16 protein-coding genes are annotated in these 17,429 nt (G+C 63.8%); 10 read left to right on the forward strand and 6 right to left on the reverse strand.

Annotation, left to right across the window (positions count from 1 at the left end):
- Positions 1 to 51: 51 nt before the first annotated feature.
- Positions 52 to 1,233: an MFS transporter gene (locus NKH59_RS07380; RefSeq protein WP_352471291.1), complete on the reverse strand. Its 1,182-nt coding sequence runs from the start codon at positions 1,231 to 1,233 to the stop codon at positions 52 to 54.
- 137 nt (positions 1,234 to 1,370) lie between these two features.
- Between NKH59_RS07380 and NKH59_RS07385 the strand changes: the two genes are divergently transcribed.
- Entirely contained in the window at positions 1,371 to 2,279 is a 909-nt protein-coding gene (locus NKH59_RS07385; protein WP_352500794.1) for a LysR family transcriptional regulator, read from the forward strand.
- A gap of 60 nt (positions 2,280 to 2,339) precedes the next feature.
- On the opposite strand, the gene NKH59_RS07390 is transcribed toward NKH59_RS07385, so the two are convergent.
- Both NKH59_RS07390 and NKH59_RS07395 read right to left on the reverse strand, forming a co-directional pair.
- The gene (locus NKH59_RS07390; protein WP_352471289.1) at positions 2,340 to 3,389 is read right to left on the reverse strand and encodes an aldo/keto reductase; all 1,050 of its coding nucleotides are present in this window, start codon (positions 3,387 to 3,389) and stop codon (positions 2,340 to 2,342) included.
- Positions 3,390 to 3,498: 109 nt separating this feature from the next.
- Positions 3,499 to 4,161, reverse strand: coding sequence for a YggS family pyridoxal phosphate-dependent enzyme (locus NKH59_RS07395; RefSeq protein WP_353014389.1), 663 nt, complete (start codon positions 4,159 to 4,161; stop codon positions 3,499 to 3,501).
- 146 nt (positions 4,162 to 4,307) lie between these two features.
- Between NKH59_RS07395 and leuS the strand changes: the two genes are divergently transcribed.
- Entirely contained in the window at positions 4,308 to 6,932 is a 2,625-nt protein-coding gene (gene leuS, locus NKH59_RS07400; RefSeq protein WP_353014390.1) for a leucine--tRNA ligase, read from the forward strand.
- Complete coding sequence (locus NKH59_RS07405; RefSeq protein WP_352504883.1) at positions 6,919 to 7,500, forward strand: LPS assembly lipoprotein LptE; 582 nt, start codon at positions 6,919 to 6,921, stop codon at positions 7,498 to 7,500. The genes leuS and NKH59_RS07405 overlap by 14 nt, the downstream gene beginning before the upstream one ends.
- A gap of 71 nt (positions 7,501 to 7,571) precedes the next feature.
- Here the strand turns inward: NKH59_RS07405 and fsa are convergent, their stop codons facing one another.
- Positions 7,572 to 8,225: a fructose-6-phosphate aldolase gene (fsa, locus tag NKH59_RS07410; protein WP_023678103.1), complete on the reverse strand. Its 654-nt coding sequence runs from the start codon at positions 8,223 to 8,225 to the stop codon at positions 7,572 to 7,574.
- A 90-nt stretch (positions 8,226 to 8,315) separates the two neighbouring features.
- On the opposite strand from fsa, the gene NKH59_RS07415 reads away from it, so the two are divergent.
- Positions 8,316 to 10,499, forward strand: a complete 2,184-nt coding sequence (locus tag NKH59_RS07415; RefSeq protein ID WP_353014391.1) for a primosomal protein N' — start codon at positions 8,316 to 8,318, stop codon at positions 10,497 to 10,499.
- A 9-nt stretch (positions 10,500 to 10,508) separates the two neighbouring features.
- Here NKH59_RS07415 and NKH59_RS07420 read toward each other — a convergent pair whose 3' ends face one another.
- Together NKH59_RS07420 and NKH59_RS07425 are read right to left on the reverse strand one after the other, a co-directional pair.
- Positions 10,509 to 10,964, reverse strand: a complete 456-nt coding sequence (locus NKH59_RS07420) for a type II toxin-antitoxin system VapC family toxin (protein ID WP_352471284.1) — start codon at positions 10,962 to 10,964, stop codon at positions 10,509 to 10,511.
- A complete protein-coding gene (locus NKH59_RS07425) occupies positions 10,961 to 11,206 on the reverse strand; it encodes a type II toxin-antitoxin system Phd/YefM family antitoxin (protein WP_254018681.1) in 246 nt (81 codons plus the stop codon). The genes NKH59_RS07420 and NKH59_RS07425 overlap by 4 nt, the downstream gene beginning before the upstream one ends.
- Before the next feature lie 210 nt (positions 11,207 to 11,416).
- Here NKH59_RS07425 and NKH59_RS07430 point away from each other — a divergent pair, with 210 nt between their 5' ends.
- The 6 genes from NKH59_RS07430 to NKH59_RS07455 all read left to right on the forward strand — a co-directional run bounded on the left by NKH59_RS07430 (position 11,417) and on the right by NKH59_RS07455 (position 17,222).
- Positions 11,417 to 11,812, forward strand: coding sequence for an AGROH133_08824 family phage infection protein (locus NKH59_RS07430; protein WP_352500793.1), 396 nt, complete (start codon positions 11,417 to 11,419; stop codon positions 11,810 to 11,812).
- A 246-nt stretch (positions 11,813 to 12,058) separates the two neighbouring features.
- Positions 12,059 to 12,619 (forward strand): F0F1 ATP synthase subunit delta, encoded by a 561-nt coding sequence (locus tag NKH59_RS07435; protein WP_353021420.1) that lies wholly within the window; start codon positions 12,059 to 12,061, stop codon positions 12,617 to 12,619.
- On the forward strand, positions 12,619 to 14,148 hold the full coding sequence (atpA, locus tag NKH59_RS07440; RefSeq protein ID WP_352489181.1) for a F0F1 ATP synthase subunit alpha: 1,530 nt from the start codon (positions 12,619 to 12,621) through the stop codon (positions 14,146 to 14,148). The genes NKH59_RS07435 and atpA overlap by 1 nt, the downstream gene beginning before the upstream one ends.
- Before the next feature lie 28 nt (positions 14,149 to 14,176).
- Positions 14,177 to 15,061: a F0F1 ATP synthase subunit gamma gene (locus NKH59_RS07445; RefSeq protein ID WP_352471280.1), complete on the forward strand. Its 885-nt coding sequence runs from the start codon at positions 14,177 to 14,179 to the stop codon at positions 15,059 to 15,061.
- Positions 15,062 to 15,128: 67 nt separating this feature from the next.
- The gene (atpD, locus tag NKH59_RS07450; protein ID WP_352683656.1) at positions 15,129 to 16,694 is read left to right on the forward strand and encodes a F0F1 ATP synthase subunit beta; all 1,566 of its coding nucleotides are present in this window, start codon (positions 15,129 to 15,131) and stop codon (positions 16,692 to 16,694) included.
- 120 nt (positions 16,695 to 16,814) lie between these two features.
- Positions 16,815 to 17,222, forward strand: coding sequence for a F0F1 ATP synthase subunit epsilon (locus NKH59_RS07455; protein WP_023678096.1), 408 nt, complete (start codon positions 16,815 to 16,817; stop codon positions 17,220 to 17,222).
- Positions 17,223 to 17,429 lie beyond the last annotated feature (207 nt).

The following is a 17,429-nucleotide window of genomic DNA, read 5'->3' on the forward strand; positions in this document are numbered from 1 at the left end:
TTGCTCCTTGTGGAAGGATGGCTGTTTCAAAGATTGGCTGAGGTTTGCGTTCTATGACCGCGCGATTTCCGGTGTAGCGAGGACAGGATCTCGGTCGAGACGCAGCGCAAACGCCGCTACGGCAAGCGCTGAAAGTGGCAACAGCGCCGCGACCCAGGTGACGGCACCGAGGCCGGGACCATGGGCGATGACCACGCCGCCGAGCCAGGCGCCGGCCGCATTGCCGAGGTTGAAGGCGGCGATGTTGAAGGATGAAGCTAGGCTCTGGCCGGCGCCTTGCGCCTTCTGCAACACCCATAACTGTAGCGGCGCGACGGTGGCGAAGGCGGCGGCGCCGAGCAGGCCGACATAGATAACGGCCATGACCTGGCTGTGCAGGGCGAAGGTCATGGTGCCGAGCACCAGCGCCAGCACGACGAGACTGCCGAGAACGGACGGTACCAGCCAGCGATCGGCGAACTTGCCGCCGGCGAGGTTGCCGGCGATGAGGCCGCCGCCGAAGACCAGCAGGATCGGCGACACCGCTGTCTCGTCAAAACCGGTGATCTCGGTCAGCAACGGGGCGATGTAGGTGAAGACGGCGAAGACGCCGGCATAGCCAAGCACGGTGGTGGCAAAGCCAAGCAGGACCGGCGCGCGGCCGAGCAAGGCGAGATCGGCGCGCAAATTGCTCTTCTCAGGCTCTGTTCGGCTGCGCGGCACCAGCAGCAGAATGATGGTAAAGGCGGCGATGCCGACCAGGGTCACCGCCCAGAAGGTCGCGCGCCAGCCGAAGGCTTGGCCGAGCCATGTGCCGAAGGGCACGCCGAGGATGTTGGCGATGGTCAGGCCGGTGAACATCAGGGCGATCGCCGAGGCTTTCTTGTTGGGCGCCACCAGTCCGGTCGCCACGACCGAGCCGACGCCGAAGAAGGTACCGTGGGCGAAGGCGGTCAGTACGCGCGCACCCATCAGCGTCCAGTAGTCTGGGGCAAGCGCACAAGCGAGGTTGCCCAGCGTGAAGATCGCCATCAGCGCCAGAAGCACGGTCTTGCGCGGCCAACGGCCGGTCGCGATCGTCAGCAGCGGCGCGCCGATGACGACGCCCAGCGCATAGCCGGAAATCAGCTGGCCGGAAGCTGAGATCGAGACGCCGAGATCGGTGCTGACGTCGAGCAGCAGGCCCATGATGACGAATTCGGTGACGCCGATGCCAAAGGCACCGGCGGCAAGAGCGTAAAGAGCAAGGGGCATGGCGGTTCCCACTTCGATGACGACCAGTTTTGACGACGGGCGCCGTGTCCTCCCACGCCCCGATCCGGAAGATCGTGCCGCGATGTGCTGTGAACCAGCCTTGCATCGGGCACATCGTCTGTGAAATAGATTCACCAATGGCCAGGCCCGACATCAATCGCTCCGGCGAGATCGAAGTGTTCGTCCGCGTCGTCGAGGCGGGCAGCTTTTCAGCCGCTGCCCGCGCGTTGCGGATGACGCCGTCGGCGGTGAGCAAGCTGATCGCGCGGCTGGAGGCGCGGCTTGGTGCGCGGCTGGTCAGCCGTTCGACGCGCAAGCTGCAACTGACGCCGGAGGGGGCGGCGTTCTTCGACAGCGGCGTGCGCGTCCTTGCCGACATGGCGGCGGCCGAGCGCGAGGCAGCGGCGGGTGCCGCGCCGCGTGGCCGGCTGCGGATCAACAGCTACGTGCCTTTCGGGCAGCATCGGCTGATCCCGCTTTTGCCGCGTTTCCTAGAGCGCTACCCCGAAATCTCGGTCGATCTGGTGTTGACCGACGATGTCATCGACCTGATGGAGGAGCGCGCTGACGTCGCCATCCGCGCCGGGCCGCTCGGCGAATCACGGCTGGTGGCGCGCAAGCTCGGGCAGAGCCGGGTGGTCGTCGTTGCGGCGCCATCGTATCTCGAAGCGCGTGGCACGCCCAAGACGCCCGCCGACCTCGATCGTCACAACCGGATGGGATTCCGTTTCGTTCGTCACCTCGAGGGCTGGCCTTTTATCGACGCGGCCGGCAAGCCGATCACCCTGTCGATCATAGGAAATACGCTGGTCAGCGACGGCGAGGCGATGCGGCTGATGGCGCTCTCGGGGGCGGGCATCGCCCGGCTGGCACGCTGGCATGTGGAGGCCGACATTGCCGCCGGCCGGCTTCTGCCGCTGCTGGAAGATTTCAATCCCGGCGACGAGGAACTCACCCACGCCGTCTATGTCGGCCAAGGCAAGTATCTGCCGGCGCGGGTGCGGGCGTTTTTGGACTTTTTGGTCGAGACTGTTCGGCTGACTTGAGCCCAAAAAAAGATCGGGAGCCTGCCGGCTCCCAAAGCATCGAATCGAAGGTAAATTGAACTACTTTTTCGGCACAAAGGGCGCCGGCCGCCGGCCGGCCGCCTGACGCTCCAGCATCCAGCCGGGGTATTCGGCGGGCAGGGCACTGACTTCGTCGAGGCGAACAAGATCATCGGCATCGAGCTGCAACTCGGTGGCTGCAAGGTTCTGTTCCAGCTGCTCCATGCGGCTGGCGCCGATGATGACGCTCATCACGAATGGCTTGGCCAGGACATAGCCGAGCGCCACCGTGGCGACGCTGACGCCGTGCTTGACGGCGATCTCGCGCATGACAGCGACCGCTGCCCAGGCACGGTCCTCATTGACCGGCGGGAAATTGAAGCTGGCGCGGCGGCCCTCGCCATTGCCGGGGGCGCCCGGTCCGTATTTGCCGGAGAGCAGGCCGCCAGCCATCGGCGACCAGACCATCAGCCCGAGTTTCTCCTCGTTGAGCAGCGGCACGATTTCGCGCTCGAGATCGCGGCCGGCGATCGAATAATACGACTGCACGGTCTCGAAGCGGGCAAAGCCTTTGCGCTCCGCAATACCCAGCGCCTTGGCGATGCGCCAGGCCTGCCAGTTCGAGACGCCGACATAGCGGACCTTGCCGGCGGCAACCAGGTCGTCGAGCGCCCGCAGCGTTTCGTCGATCGGCGTCACCGTGTCGGTGCCGTGCAGCTGGTAGAGATCGATGTGATCGAGCTGTAGCCGCTCGAGGCTGCTCTCGACCGAATCCATGATGTGGCCGCGCGAGGAACCGCGCTGGTTCGGGCCGCCGCCCATGGCGCCATGAACCTTGGTGGCGATGATCACGTCCTGACGGTTGACGCCAAGGTTCCTGAGCGACTGGCCGAGAAGCCGTTCCGAGGCGCCGAAGGAATAGACATCCGCCGTGTCGAAGAAATTGACGCCGGCGGCGAGGGAGCGGGCAACGATCTCGTCGACGCCCTTCTGGTCGAGGCTGGCGATCAGGCCCCATTGGGCATTCTCGCCGGCCGCGCCGAACGTCATCGTGCCGAGGCAAAGTTCGGAGACGAACATCCCCGTATTTCCAAGTTGATTGTAACGCATGGTGGCTCCAGACGGGTTGAGAATAACTCGATCGATATAGGAACGAAACGTTCCGTTTCTATGCGCTGGCTTAGTCAATGTCAGCTTGTGGCCTAAGGGCGGCTGCGCCTCATCTGGCGCCGAAAATCGCCGATCCAACCCTGACATTGGTCGCGCCGAAGGCGATCGCGGTTTCGTAGTCGCCGGACATGCCCATGGAGAGCTTGTCGACGCCGGCCTCAAGCCCAAGCTTTTCCAGCAGCGCGAAATGCGGGCCGGGGTTCTCGTCGGCCGGCGGAATGCACATCAGCCCTTCGATGGCGAGGGCGTGAACCGAGCGGCAGCGGGCGACGAAGGCGACAGCCTCGCGTGGCTCGATGCCGGCCTTTTGCGGCTCGGAGCCGGTGTTGACCTGGACATAGAGCCTTGGCGTCCTGCCCTGCCTGGCGATCTCCTTGGCCAGCTCTGCGGCGATCTTTTCACGGTCGATGGTTTCGATGACGTCGAACAATGCCACCGCTTCCTTGGCCTTGTTCGATTGCAGCGGACCGATCAGATGCAGCTCGACGTCGGGAAACGCCGTCCGCAGTGCCGGCCATTTGGCTTGTGCTTCCTGGACGCGGTTTTCGCCGAAGACGCGCTGGCCGGCCTCGATGACGGGGCGGATATCGGCGGCGTCGAAGGTTTTCGAGACCGCGACCAGCGTCACCGCTCCGGCCTCACGGCCTGCCTCGCGCTCGGCGGCAGCGATCCTTGCCTTGACCGTGAAAAGCTGTTCGGCGGCGCTCGCCATGCCTATATCCTGCCTGTGTTTGGCTTTTCGCCGGATCGCCGCAGTTGACGGGTCCGGCAATCCATGGTGAACACCGCGACGACATTTCCTGAGCCGCCCGGGCATTGTCCGGCGGCTCGCGCATGCTTTTAAGTGAAAAACACCCGATGGCAACCGAACGATACAATCCGCGCGCGTCAGAGCCCAAATGGCAGAAGGCCTGGGACGCCAAGAAGCTGTTCGAAGCCGACAATGACGACCCGCGCCCGAAATACTACGTGCTGGAGATGTTCCCCTATCCGTCGGGGCGCATCCATATCGGCCATACCCGCAACTATACGATGGGCGATGTGGTGGCGCGCTACAAGCGGGCCAAGGGTTTCAATGTGCTGCACCCGATGGGCTGGGACGCCTTTGGCATGCCAGCCGAAAACGCGGCGATGCAGAACAAGGTCCATCCCAAGGACTGGACCTATCAGAACATCGCCGCCATGCGCGAGCAGCTCAAGGTCATGGGCCTGTCGCTCGATTGGGCGCGCGAGTTCGCCACCTGCGATGTCGACTACTATCACCGCCAGCAGATGCTGTTCCTCGATTTCGTCGAGAAGGGGCTGGTGACGCGCAAATCCTCCAAGGTCAACTGGGATCCGGAGGACATGACGGTGCTTGCCAACGAGCAGGTCATCGACGGACGCGGCTGGCGCTCAGGCGCGCTGGTGGAACAGCGCGAGCTGACGCAGTGGTTCTTCAAGATCACCGATTATGCGCAGGATCTGCTGGATTCGCTCGATCAGCTCGACGACTGGCCGGAAAAAGTGAAGCTGATGCAGGCGAACTGGATCGGCCGTTCAGAAGGGCTGCTGATCCGCTGGCCGCTGGTCAAGCCAATCGCCGGCGAGCATGAGCTCGAAGTCTATACGACAAGGCCCGACACGATCTTCGGCGCGTCCTTCATGGCGATTGCGGCCGACCATCCGCTGGCCAAAAAGGCCGCCAAAGACAATCCGGCACTGGCAAAGTTCATCGACGAAGTCCGCCATATGGGCACTTCGGCGGCGGCCTTGGAGACGGCCGAGAAGAAGGGTTTCGATACCGGCACTCGCGTCGTCCATCCGTTCGACGAGAGGTGGACGCTACCCGTCTACGTCGCCAATTTCGTGCTGATGGACTATGGCACCGGCGCCATCTTCGGCTGCCCGGCACATGACCAGCGCGACCTCGACTTCGCCAACAGATACGGCCTTCCGGTCATTCCGGTGGTGATGCCGGAAGGCAAGAATCAAGGAAGCTTCCAGGTCATCGACGAGGCTTACGTCGATGATGGCGCGATGATCAATTCGCGCTTCCTCGACGGCATGAAGCCGGATCAGGCATTCGACGAGGTGGCGAAGCTGCTGGAACAAAGGACCATCGGCAACCGGCCGATGGCAGAGCGCAAGGTGAATTTCCGCCTGCGCGACTGGGGCATTTCGCGCCAGCGCTATTGGGGCTGCCCGATCCCGATGATCCATTGCGAGGATTGCGGCGTGGTGCCGGTGCCGAAAGCCGACCTGCCGGTCAAGCTGCCGGACGACATCGAGTTCGACCGGCCGGGCAATCCGCTCGATCGCCATCCGACATGGCGGCACGTCAAATGCCCGCGTTGCGGCAAGGATGCGCGGCGCGAAACCGACACGATGGACACATTTGTCGATTCTTCGTGGTATTTCGCTCGCTTCACCGCGCCGTGGGCAAACGATCCGACCGATCCCGAGGCCGCGACTGAATGGCTGCCGGTCGACCAGTATATTGGCGGTATTGAGCATGCGATCCTGCATTTGCTCTATTCGCGCTTTTTCACCCGCGCCATGCGCGAGACCGGCCATGTCGATCTCGCCGAGCCGTTCAGGGGCCTGTTCACGCAAGGCATGGTGGTGCACGAGACCTATCGGGTTGGCGGCGCCTCGAACGGCCGCTGGCTTGCGCCAAGCGAGGTCAGGCTGGAAGACGCCGACGGCAAGCGCCGCGCCTTCGAAATCGCCACCGGCGAAGAGGCGGTGATCGGTCCGCTCGAAAAGATGTCGAAGTCGAAGAAGAATACGGTGAGTCCGGAAGAGATCACCGACGGCTACGGCGCCGATACGGCGCGCTGGTTCATGCTGTCGGACTCGCCGCCCGAGCGCGATGTCGAATGGACCGACGAGGGTGCGGCCGGCGCGCACCGCTTCATCCAGCGCATCTGGCGCCTGGTGTCGACGGCTGCCGAATCGCTCGCCGGAGTCCGGCCAGAGGCGGCGAAGGACGGCGAGGCCGGGACAGTGTCCAAGGCCGCGCACAAGATCCTGAAATCGGTCGGTGAGGATATCGAAAAGCTCGCCTTCAACCGCGCCATCGCCCGCATCTATGAGCTCGCCAATGCCTTGACTGTACCGCTCAACGAGGCGGCAGAGGGCAAGGCCGGTCCGGCGCTGCAAGCGGCCTGCCGTGAGGCCGTCGAGATCCTGGTGCACCTGATCGCGCCGGTCATGCCGCATCTGGCCGAGGAGTGCTGGCAGACGCTCGGCGGCACCGACCTTGTCGCCGAACGGCCCTGGCCGGTCTACGATCCCTCGCTTGTCGTCGACGCCGAGATCGTGCTGCCGGTGCAGGTCAACGGCAAGAAGCGCGGCGATTTGACAATTGCCCGCGACGCGGACCAAGGTGCGGTCGAAAAAGCGGTTCTGGCCCTCGACTTCGTGCAGAGAGCGCTCGAAGGTAAGGCGCCGCGCAAGGTGATCATCGTGCCGCAGAGGATCGTTAATGTCGTTGCCTGATCCGCGAAAGACAGAGCTGACGCTGCGCCGCGTCGTGCTTTGCGGGCTGCTCGCCTCGGTGGCGCTGGTTTCCGCCTGTACGGTGCGGCCGCTCTATTCGAGCGCGCCGCTGATCGCCGGCTCGCAGGTCGGCGCTGCTGCCGAGCTGGCATCGATCTCGGTCAAGCCGGTCAAGACCCGCTACGCCCAGCAGGTCCGCAACAATTTGATCTTCGCGCTCGGCCGGGGCGCCGGCGAGCCGGCTTCGCCGGTCTATTCGCTTGATCTCGGCGTCTCCGAACTCGTCGAATCGGCGGCAATCGAGCAGGTCACGACAGACGAGGACGAGCCGACCGCCGGCACTGTAACGCTGACCGCCAACTATGTGCTCAGCGATGCCAAGACGGGCACGGTCATAGCGAGGGGCAAGCGCTCGATTCCGTCGTCATACGACAGGCCGCGCCAGGAATTCGCGTCATACCGAGCCCAGATCGACGCCGAGAACCGTGCGGCGCGCGAGCTGGCAGATGTGCTGCGGCTGTCGATCGCTCAGGATCTGATCAAGCACGGCAAGCCGGCGGCAAGCTAGGTCTTTCCGGAGTGCGCAATCTGCAAAAAAAGGCCGATTGCTCGGCCTTTTTTTTTCGTAGGATAGTCGCTTCAGCCGATCTTCTGCCCGGTCTTTGCCCAGTCGGCGAGGAACAGTTCCAGGCCCTTGTCGGTCAGCGGGTGTTTGACCAGTGCCTTGAGCGTCGCCGGCGGCGCGGTGATGACATCGGCACCGATTAGCGCCGCCTGCTTGACATGGTTCACGGTGCGCACAGAAGCGGTCAGGATCTCGGTCTGGAAGTCATAATTGTCGTAGATGGTGCGGATATCGGCAATCAGCTCCATGCCGTCCCAGCCGCTGTCGTCGATGCGGCCGACGAAGGGCGAGATGAAGGAGGCGCCGGCCTTGGCGGCGAGCAGCGCCTGGGTGGCCGAGAAGCACAGCGTGACGTTGACCATGCGGCCGTCCGACCGGATGTCCTTGCAGGCTCTCAGGCCATCGAGCGTCAGCGGCACCTTGATGCAGACATTGTCGGCGATCCTGGCCAGGATCTTGGCCTCCGCCATCATGTCCTTGTATTCGGTGGCGACGACTTCGGCCGAGACTGGGCCCTTGACGATCTCGCAGATCTCTCTTGTGACGTCGGCGATCTTGCCGCCGGATTTCAGGATCAGCGACGGATTGGTGGTTACGCCGTCGAGCAGCCCCAAATCGTTCAGCTCGCGGATTTCCTTGACATCGGCGGTGTCGACAAAAAATTTCATGGCGGTCTCCTGAAGATTTTTCATGTGCACGTCATGCACATTCGGGGTCGGACTTTGATCTAGACCAAAGTCGGGGCAAGGTCACGCCTCATGATCGAAGATTCGCCCTTTGTCGCGGCCGCACCGGTGCTGGTGCCGATGCCCGCCGAGCGCCCCTACACCTATGCCGTGCCGGCTGGCATGCGCGTGGTGCCGGGCTCGATCGTGCGCGTTCCGCTTGGGCCCCGCCAGGTCGCCGGCATCGTCTGGGACGGCGCCGTCGAAAAGGTCGACGCGAAGAAATTGCGGCCGATCGAGCAGGTTTTCGACTGCCCGCCGATCGACCGCGCGATGCGGCGTTTTGTCGATTGGGTGGCGCAGTACACGCTGTCGCCGCCCGGCATGGTGGCGCGCATGCTGCTCAGGGCGCCGGAGGCGTTCGATCCGGAGCCGTGGATCGAAGGGCTGCAGCGCACCTTCGCCAAGCCCGACCGGATGACGGAGGCGAGGACGCGCGTGCTGGAGACGGCCGAAGGCGGACTTGCCTGGACGCGATCCGGCCTGGCGCATGCGGCAGGCGTGTCGTCGACGGTGGTGGACGGGCTGCGGGCGCAGGGCGTATTCCAGACGGTGATGATCCCGCCGCGGCCGGTGGTCGCAGCACCCGATCCCGGCTACGCCGTGCCTTCACTGATGCCCGACCAGAGCGATGCCGCCGAGACGCTGCGCGCCAATGTCGCGACCGGTACATTCGGGGTCACCCTGCTCGACGGTGTAACCGGATCCGGCAAGACGGAGGTCTATTTCGAGGCGGTCGCGGCCGCGCTCGATCGCGGCAAGCAGGTGCTGATCCTGCTGCCGGAAATTGCGCTGACCCATGCCTTCCTCGAACGCTTCCAGGAGCGGTTCGGCGCCAAGCCGGCGGAGTGGCACTCGGACCTGCCGCCAAGGATGCGCGAAAAGGTCTGGCGGCAGGTAGCGGAAGGCGGCGCGCGGGTCGTCGCCGGCGCGCGCTCGGCGCTGTTCCTGCCGTTCAGGGAGCTTGGACTGATCGTCGTCGACGAAGAGCACGATCCCGCCTACAAGCAGGAGGATCGCGTCTTTTACAACGCGCGCGACATGGCCGTGGTGCGCGGCCATATCGGCGGCTTTCCGGTCGTGCTCGCTTCGGCGACACCGTCGGTCGAAAGCCGGGTCAATGCCAGCCAGGGCCGCTACAGCAGGGCGGTGCTTTCGGCGCGCTTTGCCGAGGCGGCACTTCCCGATCTCAAGACGATCGACATGCGCCGCGCGCCGCCGGCACGCGGCGGTTTCCTGTCGCCGGTGTTGCTTGGACAAATGCGGCAGACACTGGCAAAACAGGAACAGTCGCTGCTGTTCCTCAACCGCCGCGGTTATGCGCCGCTGACGCTCTGCCGGGTCTGCGGCCACCGCTTCGGCTGTCCGGTCTGCTCGGCCTGGCTGGTCGAGCACCGCTTTCGCGGCCAGCTCGTCTGCCACCACTGCGGGCACAATGAACGCCGGCCCGAAGCCTGTCCGGAATGCGGCACGCTCGATCATCTGGTCGCCTGCGGGCCAGGCGTCGAGCGCATCGCCGAGGAGGTCGTCGCGCATTTCCCCGATGCCCGCACCATCGTCTTGTCGTCCGACCTGATGGGCGGCGTGCGGCGGCTGCGGCTCGAGCTTGAAGCCATCGCCAATGGCGAGGCCGACATCGTCATCGGCACGCAACTCGTCGCGAAGGGCCATAATTTCCCCAACATGACGCTGGTCGGTGTGGTCGATGCCGATCTCGGCCTTGCCAATGGCGACCCGCGCGCCGCCGAGCGCACCTTCCAACTGCTCAGCCAGGTGACCGGCCGCGCCGGTCGCACCGGCAAGAAAAGCCTCGGCCTGCTGCAGACCTTCCAACCCGACCACCCGGTGATGCGCGCGATCGTCTCAGGCGATGCCGAGGCCTTCTACGAGCGCGAGATCGCCGAGCGTGAGCGGGCGGGGCTGCCGCCCTTCGGCAGGCTCGCCGGCGTCATCGTCAGCGCGGCGACACGGGCCGAAGCCGAAGGGCACGCCCGTGGCCTGCGTCGCGCCGCGCCGCAAGCCACCGACCTGTTCGTGCTCGGCCCGGCCGAGGCGCCGCTGTCATTGATCGGCGGCCGCCATCGCTTTCGCCTGCTGATCCAGGGCGAGCGGCGCGCCGACATGCAAGGGTTCATTCGCACCATGCTGGCCGAGGGACCAAAGATAAGGGGCTCGGTGCGAGTCCAGGTCGACATCGACCCGCAGAGCTTTTTGTAAGCTGTCGAATTACCCTTTCGAGGCGCGTTCGGTGAATGGGTTCAGGTAAGGCACGTCGAGAATCGCAAAATGCCGGGTGTTGGCCGTCAAAACTGACAGGCCGTGCAAACGGGCAGTAGCTGCGATCAGAACGTCCGCCAGACCCGGATTGGCGCCTCTGGCGATAGTGGCGTCTTCCAGTTTTCCGGCTTCTCGCGCGATTGCTAAATCGATGGGAAGGATGCGCTGGTTGAACTCTAGAAGCAACCTTTCGAACCACTCATTGATGCGCTCTGCCTTCATATGCCCGCCCGCCCGCTTCAGTTTCGCGATTCCTCGTTCCACCTCCAAGATGACGATCGACGAGAGCTGCCAAGAGCCGCGTTCTCCTTGTTCGGCAACCCAGTTCTGCACGTGTGCCGGAAGCAGAGGCCGACCAGGTGCAAATGCCGAGAGAAAAGACGTATCAAGCAGATAGCCGGTCAAAACTCCACTTCCCGCGACGGCGATTCGTTTCGCTCAAGCTCGATGCCGCCTGGATACTGAAGCAGGAAATCCACGAAGTCTTTTTGGCTGTTCTGCGGATAAAGTTTCCGTCCCTCACCGATTGGCACCACCATGACTGCGGGCTTGCCGTGCTTGGTGATAACCGTGGGCTCACCGTTCTCAGCAGCCTCCACGAGCGCGGAAAGGCTGGCCTTTGCCTCTCGTAGTTGCATCGTCTTCATGCGCGGAACCTCTTGTGGTCTCATGTAGTCACAATATAGGAATTGTGCAGAAAAAAACAGCCCGTTGTGTAACGTCCTGTTAGCCCGGTCGATACAACGGCGCTCGCGTTGGGCTGACGCCCCGTAAATTGCGACGGCCCATCTGGCGCATGTCTCTTGCTTCGCTAGAATGCCCGAAAATTTTGAATATCCATTTACGAGGGGACAAGGATGGAATTTGCGTTTCCATGGCCGATGAGCCAGGGCGAGTGGCTGGCATGGTCAAGCGCCGTCGTGACCTTGCTTTTCGGGCTGCTGCTGTTCCTGGCGCCAGGGCTGGCCTTCCGGATTCTCAGGCTGCAGGTCAAGCCCGAGAAGGCGGCGGCGATCGCCGAAGGTCGCGGCAGGATGTCGGGCTTCTATCTCGGTGTCAGCCTGTGCTGCATCCTCTTGGCGCAGCCGCTGCTCTATATGGCGCTCGGCTTCTCCTGGCTGTTCACCGCCTTCGGCCGGCTGCTATCGATGATGTCGGACGGCGCCAACACGCCGTTCAACTGGGCTTCCATCGTCGTCGAGCTGGTGCTGGCGGCGCTGCCGCTTGCCTTCGCCTTCGGCTTTTTGCCCTGAATCAGGGATCAATCCGGGGTTGGTTGCTGAACTCGCCCGGCGGATGCGACAATAGTGCCTGAAAACCATGCCGGACGACGCATTGCGGTCTGAAAATGCCTGTGCTAGACGGCAATCGACTTTCGACCGGGGATAGCGGAAGCCGCGCCTCCGTGCTTGGAAAAATGCAGTAAGGTCAAAGATTTAGCCAGAGTTTTTGCTCGCGCCAACAATCTGCGGCCTGTCAGACAAGAGAAAAGACGGTCCGTGGCCCAATCGTCATCGCCAATCTCAGGTGTCGCAGAACGCTATGCGGGTTCGCTGTTCGAACTCGCGCTGCAGGCCAATTCGGTCGCCAGCGTCGAGGCCGACCTCAACAGGTTCGAAACGATGCTCGAAGGCAGCGCTGACCTTTCGCGGCTGATCAGGAGCCCTGTCTTCTCCAGCGAGGACCAGGCCAAGGCGATCGCCGCGATCGCCGACAGAGCAGGGATCACCGGCCTCACCGGCAATTTCCTGCGCGTCGTTGCCCAGAATCGCCGGCTGTTCGCCGTGCCCGGCATGATCAAGGCGTTCCGCCGGATCGCCGCCGAACACCGCGGCGAGACCGCTGCCGAGGTCACCTCGGCGCATCCGCTGACGCCTGCCCAGGAAACCGAGCTGAAAGCAGCGCTGAAAAGCGTCGCCGGCAAAGACGTGGCGATCACGGTCACCGTCGATCCGTCGCTGCTCGGCGGACTGGTGGTCAAGATCGGCTCGCGCCAGATCGATACGTCGCTCAAAACCAAACTCAATTCGCTCAAGCTTGCACTGAAAGAGGTCGGCTGATGGACATCCGCGCCGCGGAAATTTCCGCAATTCTGAAAGACCAGATCAAGAATTTCGGCAAGGAGGCCGAGGTCTCCGAAGTCGGCCAGGTGCTGTCCGTCGGTGACGGTATCGCCCGCGTCTACGGCCTCGACAATGTCCAGGCCGGCGAGATGGTCGAGTTCCCCGGCGGCATCCGCGGCATGGCGCTCAACCTCGAAGCCGACAATGTCGGCGTTGTCATCTTCGGCGCCGACCGCGACATCAAGGAAGGCGACACCGTCAAGCGCACCGGCGCCATCGTCGATGCACCCGTCGGCATGGGTCTGCTCGGCCGCGTCGTCGACGCGCTCGGCAACCCGATCGACGGCAAAGGCCCGATCCAGGCCACCGAACGCAAGCGCGTCGACGTCAAAGCGCCCGGCATCATCCCGCGCAAATCGGTGAACGAGCCAATGTCGACCGGCCTCAAGGCCATCGACGCGCTGATCCCGGTCGGCCGCGGCCAGCGCGAGCTGGTCATCGGCGACCGCCAGACCGGCAAGACCGCGATCATCCTCGACACCATGCTCAACCAGAAATCGGTGCACGACAACGGCCCTGAGAAGGAAAAGCTGTACTGCGTCTATGTCGCCGTCGGCCAGAAGCGCTCGACCGTGGCGCAGTTCGTCAAGGTCCTGGAAGAGCGCGGCGCGCTCGACTATTCGATCATCATCGCCGCGACCGCCTCCGATCCGGCGCCGATGCAGTTCCTGGCGCCGTTCACCGCCTGCACCATGGGCGAATATTTCCGCGACAACGGCATGCACGCGCTGATCAGCTACGACGATCTGTCGAAGCAGGCCGTCGCCTATCGCCAGATGTCGCTGCTGCTGCGCCGTCCTCCGGGCCGCGAGGCCTATCCCGGCGACGTCTTCTACCTGCACTCGCGCCTGCTCGAGCGCGCCGCCAAGCTCAACGACGAAAACGGCGGCGGGTCTCTGACGGCGCTGCCGATCATCGAAACGCAGGCCAACGACGTTTCGGCCTATATCCCGACCAACGTCATCTCGATCACCGACGGCCAGATCTTCCTGGAAACCAATCTGTTCTTCCAGGGCGTGCGCCCGGCGGTCAATGTCGGCCTGTCGGTGTCGCGCGTCGGCTCCTCGGCGCAGATCAAGGCGATGAAGCAGGTTGCCGGGTCAATCAAGGGCGAGCTCGCGCAGTACCGCGAAATGGCTGCTTTCGCGCAGTTCGGCTCCGACCTCGATGCCGCCACGCAACGCCTGCTCAACCGCGGCTCGCGTCTGACCGAGCTGTTGAAGCAGCCGCAATTCTCGCCGCTCAAAGTCGAGGAGCAGGTCGCGGTGATCTTCGCCGGCGTCAACGGCTATCTCGACAAGCTGGCGATCAACCAGGTCGGCAAGTTCGAGCATGGCCTGTTGTCGCATATGCGCTCGGCCGGCAAGGACGTGCTCGACGGCATCCGCAAGGAGAAGGCGCTGTCCGACGATCTGCGCGCCAGGCTGAAGGCAGAAATCGACGCCTTCGCCAAGACCTTTGCTTGAGCAGGACGGACGGGATCAGGTTTGAAGCATGCCTTCGTTAAAAGACCTTCGTAACCGTATCGCCTCGGTCAAGGCGACGCAGAAGATCACCAAGGCGATGCAGATGGTCGCCGCGGCGAAGCTGCGTCGCGCGCAGGAAGCGGCGGAAGCGGCGCGTCCCTATTCGGAGCGCATGGGCGCGGTGCTGGCCAACATCACCCAGGCGATCGGCGGCGGCGGCGATGCCCCGGCGCTGATGACCGGCACCGGCAAGGACGACGTGCATCTGCTTGTCGTCTGCACGGCCGAACGCGGTCTGTGCGGCGGCTTCAATTCGCAGATCGCCCGCTTTGCCCGCGACCACATCCGTAAGCTTCTGGCAGACGGCAAGCAGGTCAAGATCATCTGCGTCGGCAAGAAGGGGTTCGACATATTGCGCCGCGACTACGGGGCGCTGATCATCGAGCGTGTCGACCTGCGCGAGGTCAAGACGCTGGGCTTCGTCAATGCCGATGCCATCGCCAAGAAGGTGATCCACCTGTTCAACGAAGGCGGCTTCGATATCTGCACGCTGTTCTATTCGCAGTTCAAGTCGGTGATCAGCCAGATCCCGACGGCGCAGCAAATTATCCCGGCGGGCGCGCCTGCGGCTGGCGCGGAAGTGAGGGATGGCGGCAGCGCCGTCTACGAATACGAGCCGGAGCCGGGCGAGATCCTCTCCGATCTCATCCCGCGCAACATTTCCGTGCAGGTTTTTCGCGCGCTGCTCGAGAATGCTGCCGGCGAGATGGGCGCCAAGATGAGCGCCATGGACAATGCGACGCGCAACGCCGGCGACATGATCAACAAATTGTCGATCACCTACAACCGCCAGCGGCAGGCGCAGATCACCAAGGAATTGATCGAAATCATTTCGGGCGCCGAGGCGCTCTAGGCACGCCCACAAGGAGGTCATCGACCTCAAGCGTGTGAGAAACAAAGAGACGAAAAGGGTAAGAACGATGGCGAAAGCAGCGACCCCGAAGACGGTAGCCCCGAAGGCCGCGGCACCAGCGAAGGCTCCGGCGGCAGCAAAGGCCGCTCCGGCCAAGAAGGCGGCAGCAACCAAGGCCGCCGCTGTGAATGCGCCGGCCGCCACCATCAAGAAAACCGGCCTGGCAGGCAAGGTTCGCCAGGTCATCGGCGCCGTTGTCGACGTCCAGTTCGGCGAACATCTGCCGGCGATCCTGAACGCGCTTGAGACGATCAACGTCGGCAATCGCCTGGTGCTAGAGGTGGCCCAGCATCTGGGCGAAAACACCGTGCGCTGCATCGCCATGGACTCGACCGAAGGTCTGGTCCGCGGCCAGGACGTCTATGATACCGGCGCTCCGATCACCGTGCCGGTCGGCCCGGGCATGCTCGGCCGCATCATCAACGTCATCGGCGAGCCGGTCGACGAGGCAGGCCCGGTCGACGGCATCGAGATGCGCTCGATTCACCAGCCGGCGCCGACCTATGTCGAGCAGTCGACGGAAGCGCAGATCCTGGTCACCGGCATCAAGGTGCTCGACCTGCTGGCCCCCTATGCCCGCGGCGGCAAGATCGGCCTGTTCGGCGGCGCCGGCGTCGGCAAGACGGTGCTGATCCAGGAACTGATCAACAACGTCGCCAAGGCGCATGGCGGCTTCTCGGTGTTCGCCGGCGTCGGCGAGCGCACCCGCGAAGGCAACGACCTCTATCACGAGTTCATCGAGTCCGGCGTCAACAAGAAGGGCGGCGGCGAAGGCTCCAAGGCCGCGCTCGTCTATGGCCAGATGAACGAGCCGCCGGGCGCCCGCGCCCGCGTCGGCCTGACCGGGCTGACGGTTGCCGAATATTTCCGCGATCAGGGCCAGGACGTGCTGTTCTTCGTAGACAACATCTTCCGTTTCACGCAGGCGGGCTCGGAAGTGTCGGCGCTGCTCGGCCGCATTCCTTCGGCCGTGGGCTACCAGCCGACGCTGGCCACCGACATGGGTGCGCTGCAGGAGCGTATCACCACGACGACCAAGGGTTCGATCACCTCGGTGCAGGCGATCTATGTGCCGGCCGACGACCTGACCGACCCTGCACCGGCGACCTCGTTCGCCCACCTCGACGCGACGACCGTGCTCAACCGCGCGATTTCGGAAAAGGGCATCTATCCGGCGGTCGATCCGCTCGATTCGACCTCGCGCATGCTCGACCCGATGGTTGTCGGCGAAGAGCATTACCAGGTCGCCCGCCAGGTGCAGTCGATCCTTCAGCGCTACAAGTCGCTGCAGGACATCATCGCCATCCTGGGCATGGACGAGCTGTCGGAAGAGGATAAGCAGACCGTGGCCCGCGCCCGCAAGATCGAGCGCTTCCTGTCGCAGCCCTTCTTCGTCGCCGAAGTGTTCACCGGCGCACCGGGCAAGCTGGTCGACCTCGCCGACACCATCAAGGGCTTCAAGGGCCTTTGCAACGGCGATTACGACCATCTGCCGGAGGCCGCCTTCTACATGGTCGGCGGCATCGAGGAAGCGGTCGAGAAGGCACAGCGCCTGGCCGCTGAAGCGGCCTGATGGTGAATGGGTCGATAGTGAATTGTGAATGGGGAGTAGCGGATAGGAAATCGGGGGCTGAGTGAAGGTCATTCTTTCTGACTATTCACCATTCACCATTCACCAGTCGCTAAATTGATCATGCCTGAAGCTTTCAAATTCGAACTGGTCTCGCCGGAGCGCCTCTTGGTTTCCGAGCAGGTCGAATCCGTCGTCATTCCGGGCGCCGAGGGCGAAATGACTGTCATGGCGCATCACGCGCCGGTCATGACGACGATCAAGCCGGGCGTCGTCACGCTAAAGACCGCGCAAGGCAAGGAAGAGCGCTATGTGGTGTTCGGCGGCTTTGCCGACATCGTTCCGGCCGGCTGCACGCTGCTGGCGGAATCGGCTGTGGCCGTCGGCGACATCGACCGCGCCGACCTTGCCCGCCGCATCCAGGAGGCCAGGGAAGACGCCGCCGACGCCAAGGACGACCAGACCCGCAGCAAGGCCGAGCAGTTCCTCAACCAGCTCACCACGCTCGAAGGCGCGCTGTTGCCGGCTTAACAGGCGCCCCTTGCCTTCTCCCCTTGTGAGGGCTTTGCATGAAGGGTGTGCTTAACCTGATTGGCCTACTGGGCGTCTTTTGAAGGCGTCTAAGGCCTCGCCCTGTCGCCCTGGCGCGGCATCGACCGGCATCATTGGCCCGATCGGCTCGATTTTGGACGCACTCCTCCCTCACGCCCGTCTCTCTTTGGGTGGATACAGGACACC

The organism is Mesorhizobium sp. M0998, assembly GCF_040318885.1.
Taxonomy (GTDB): Bacteria; Pseudomonadota; Alphaproteobacteria; order Rhizobiales; family Rhizobiaceae; genus Mesorhizobium.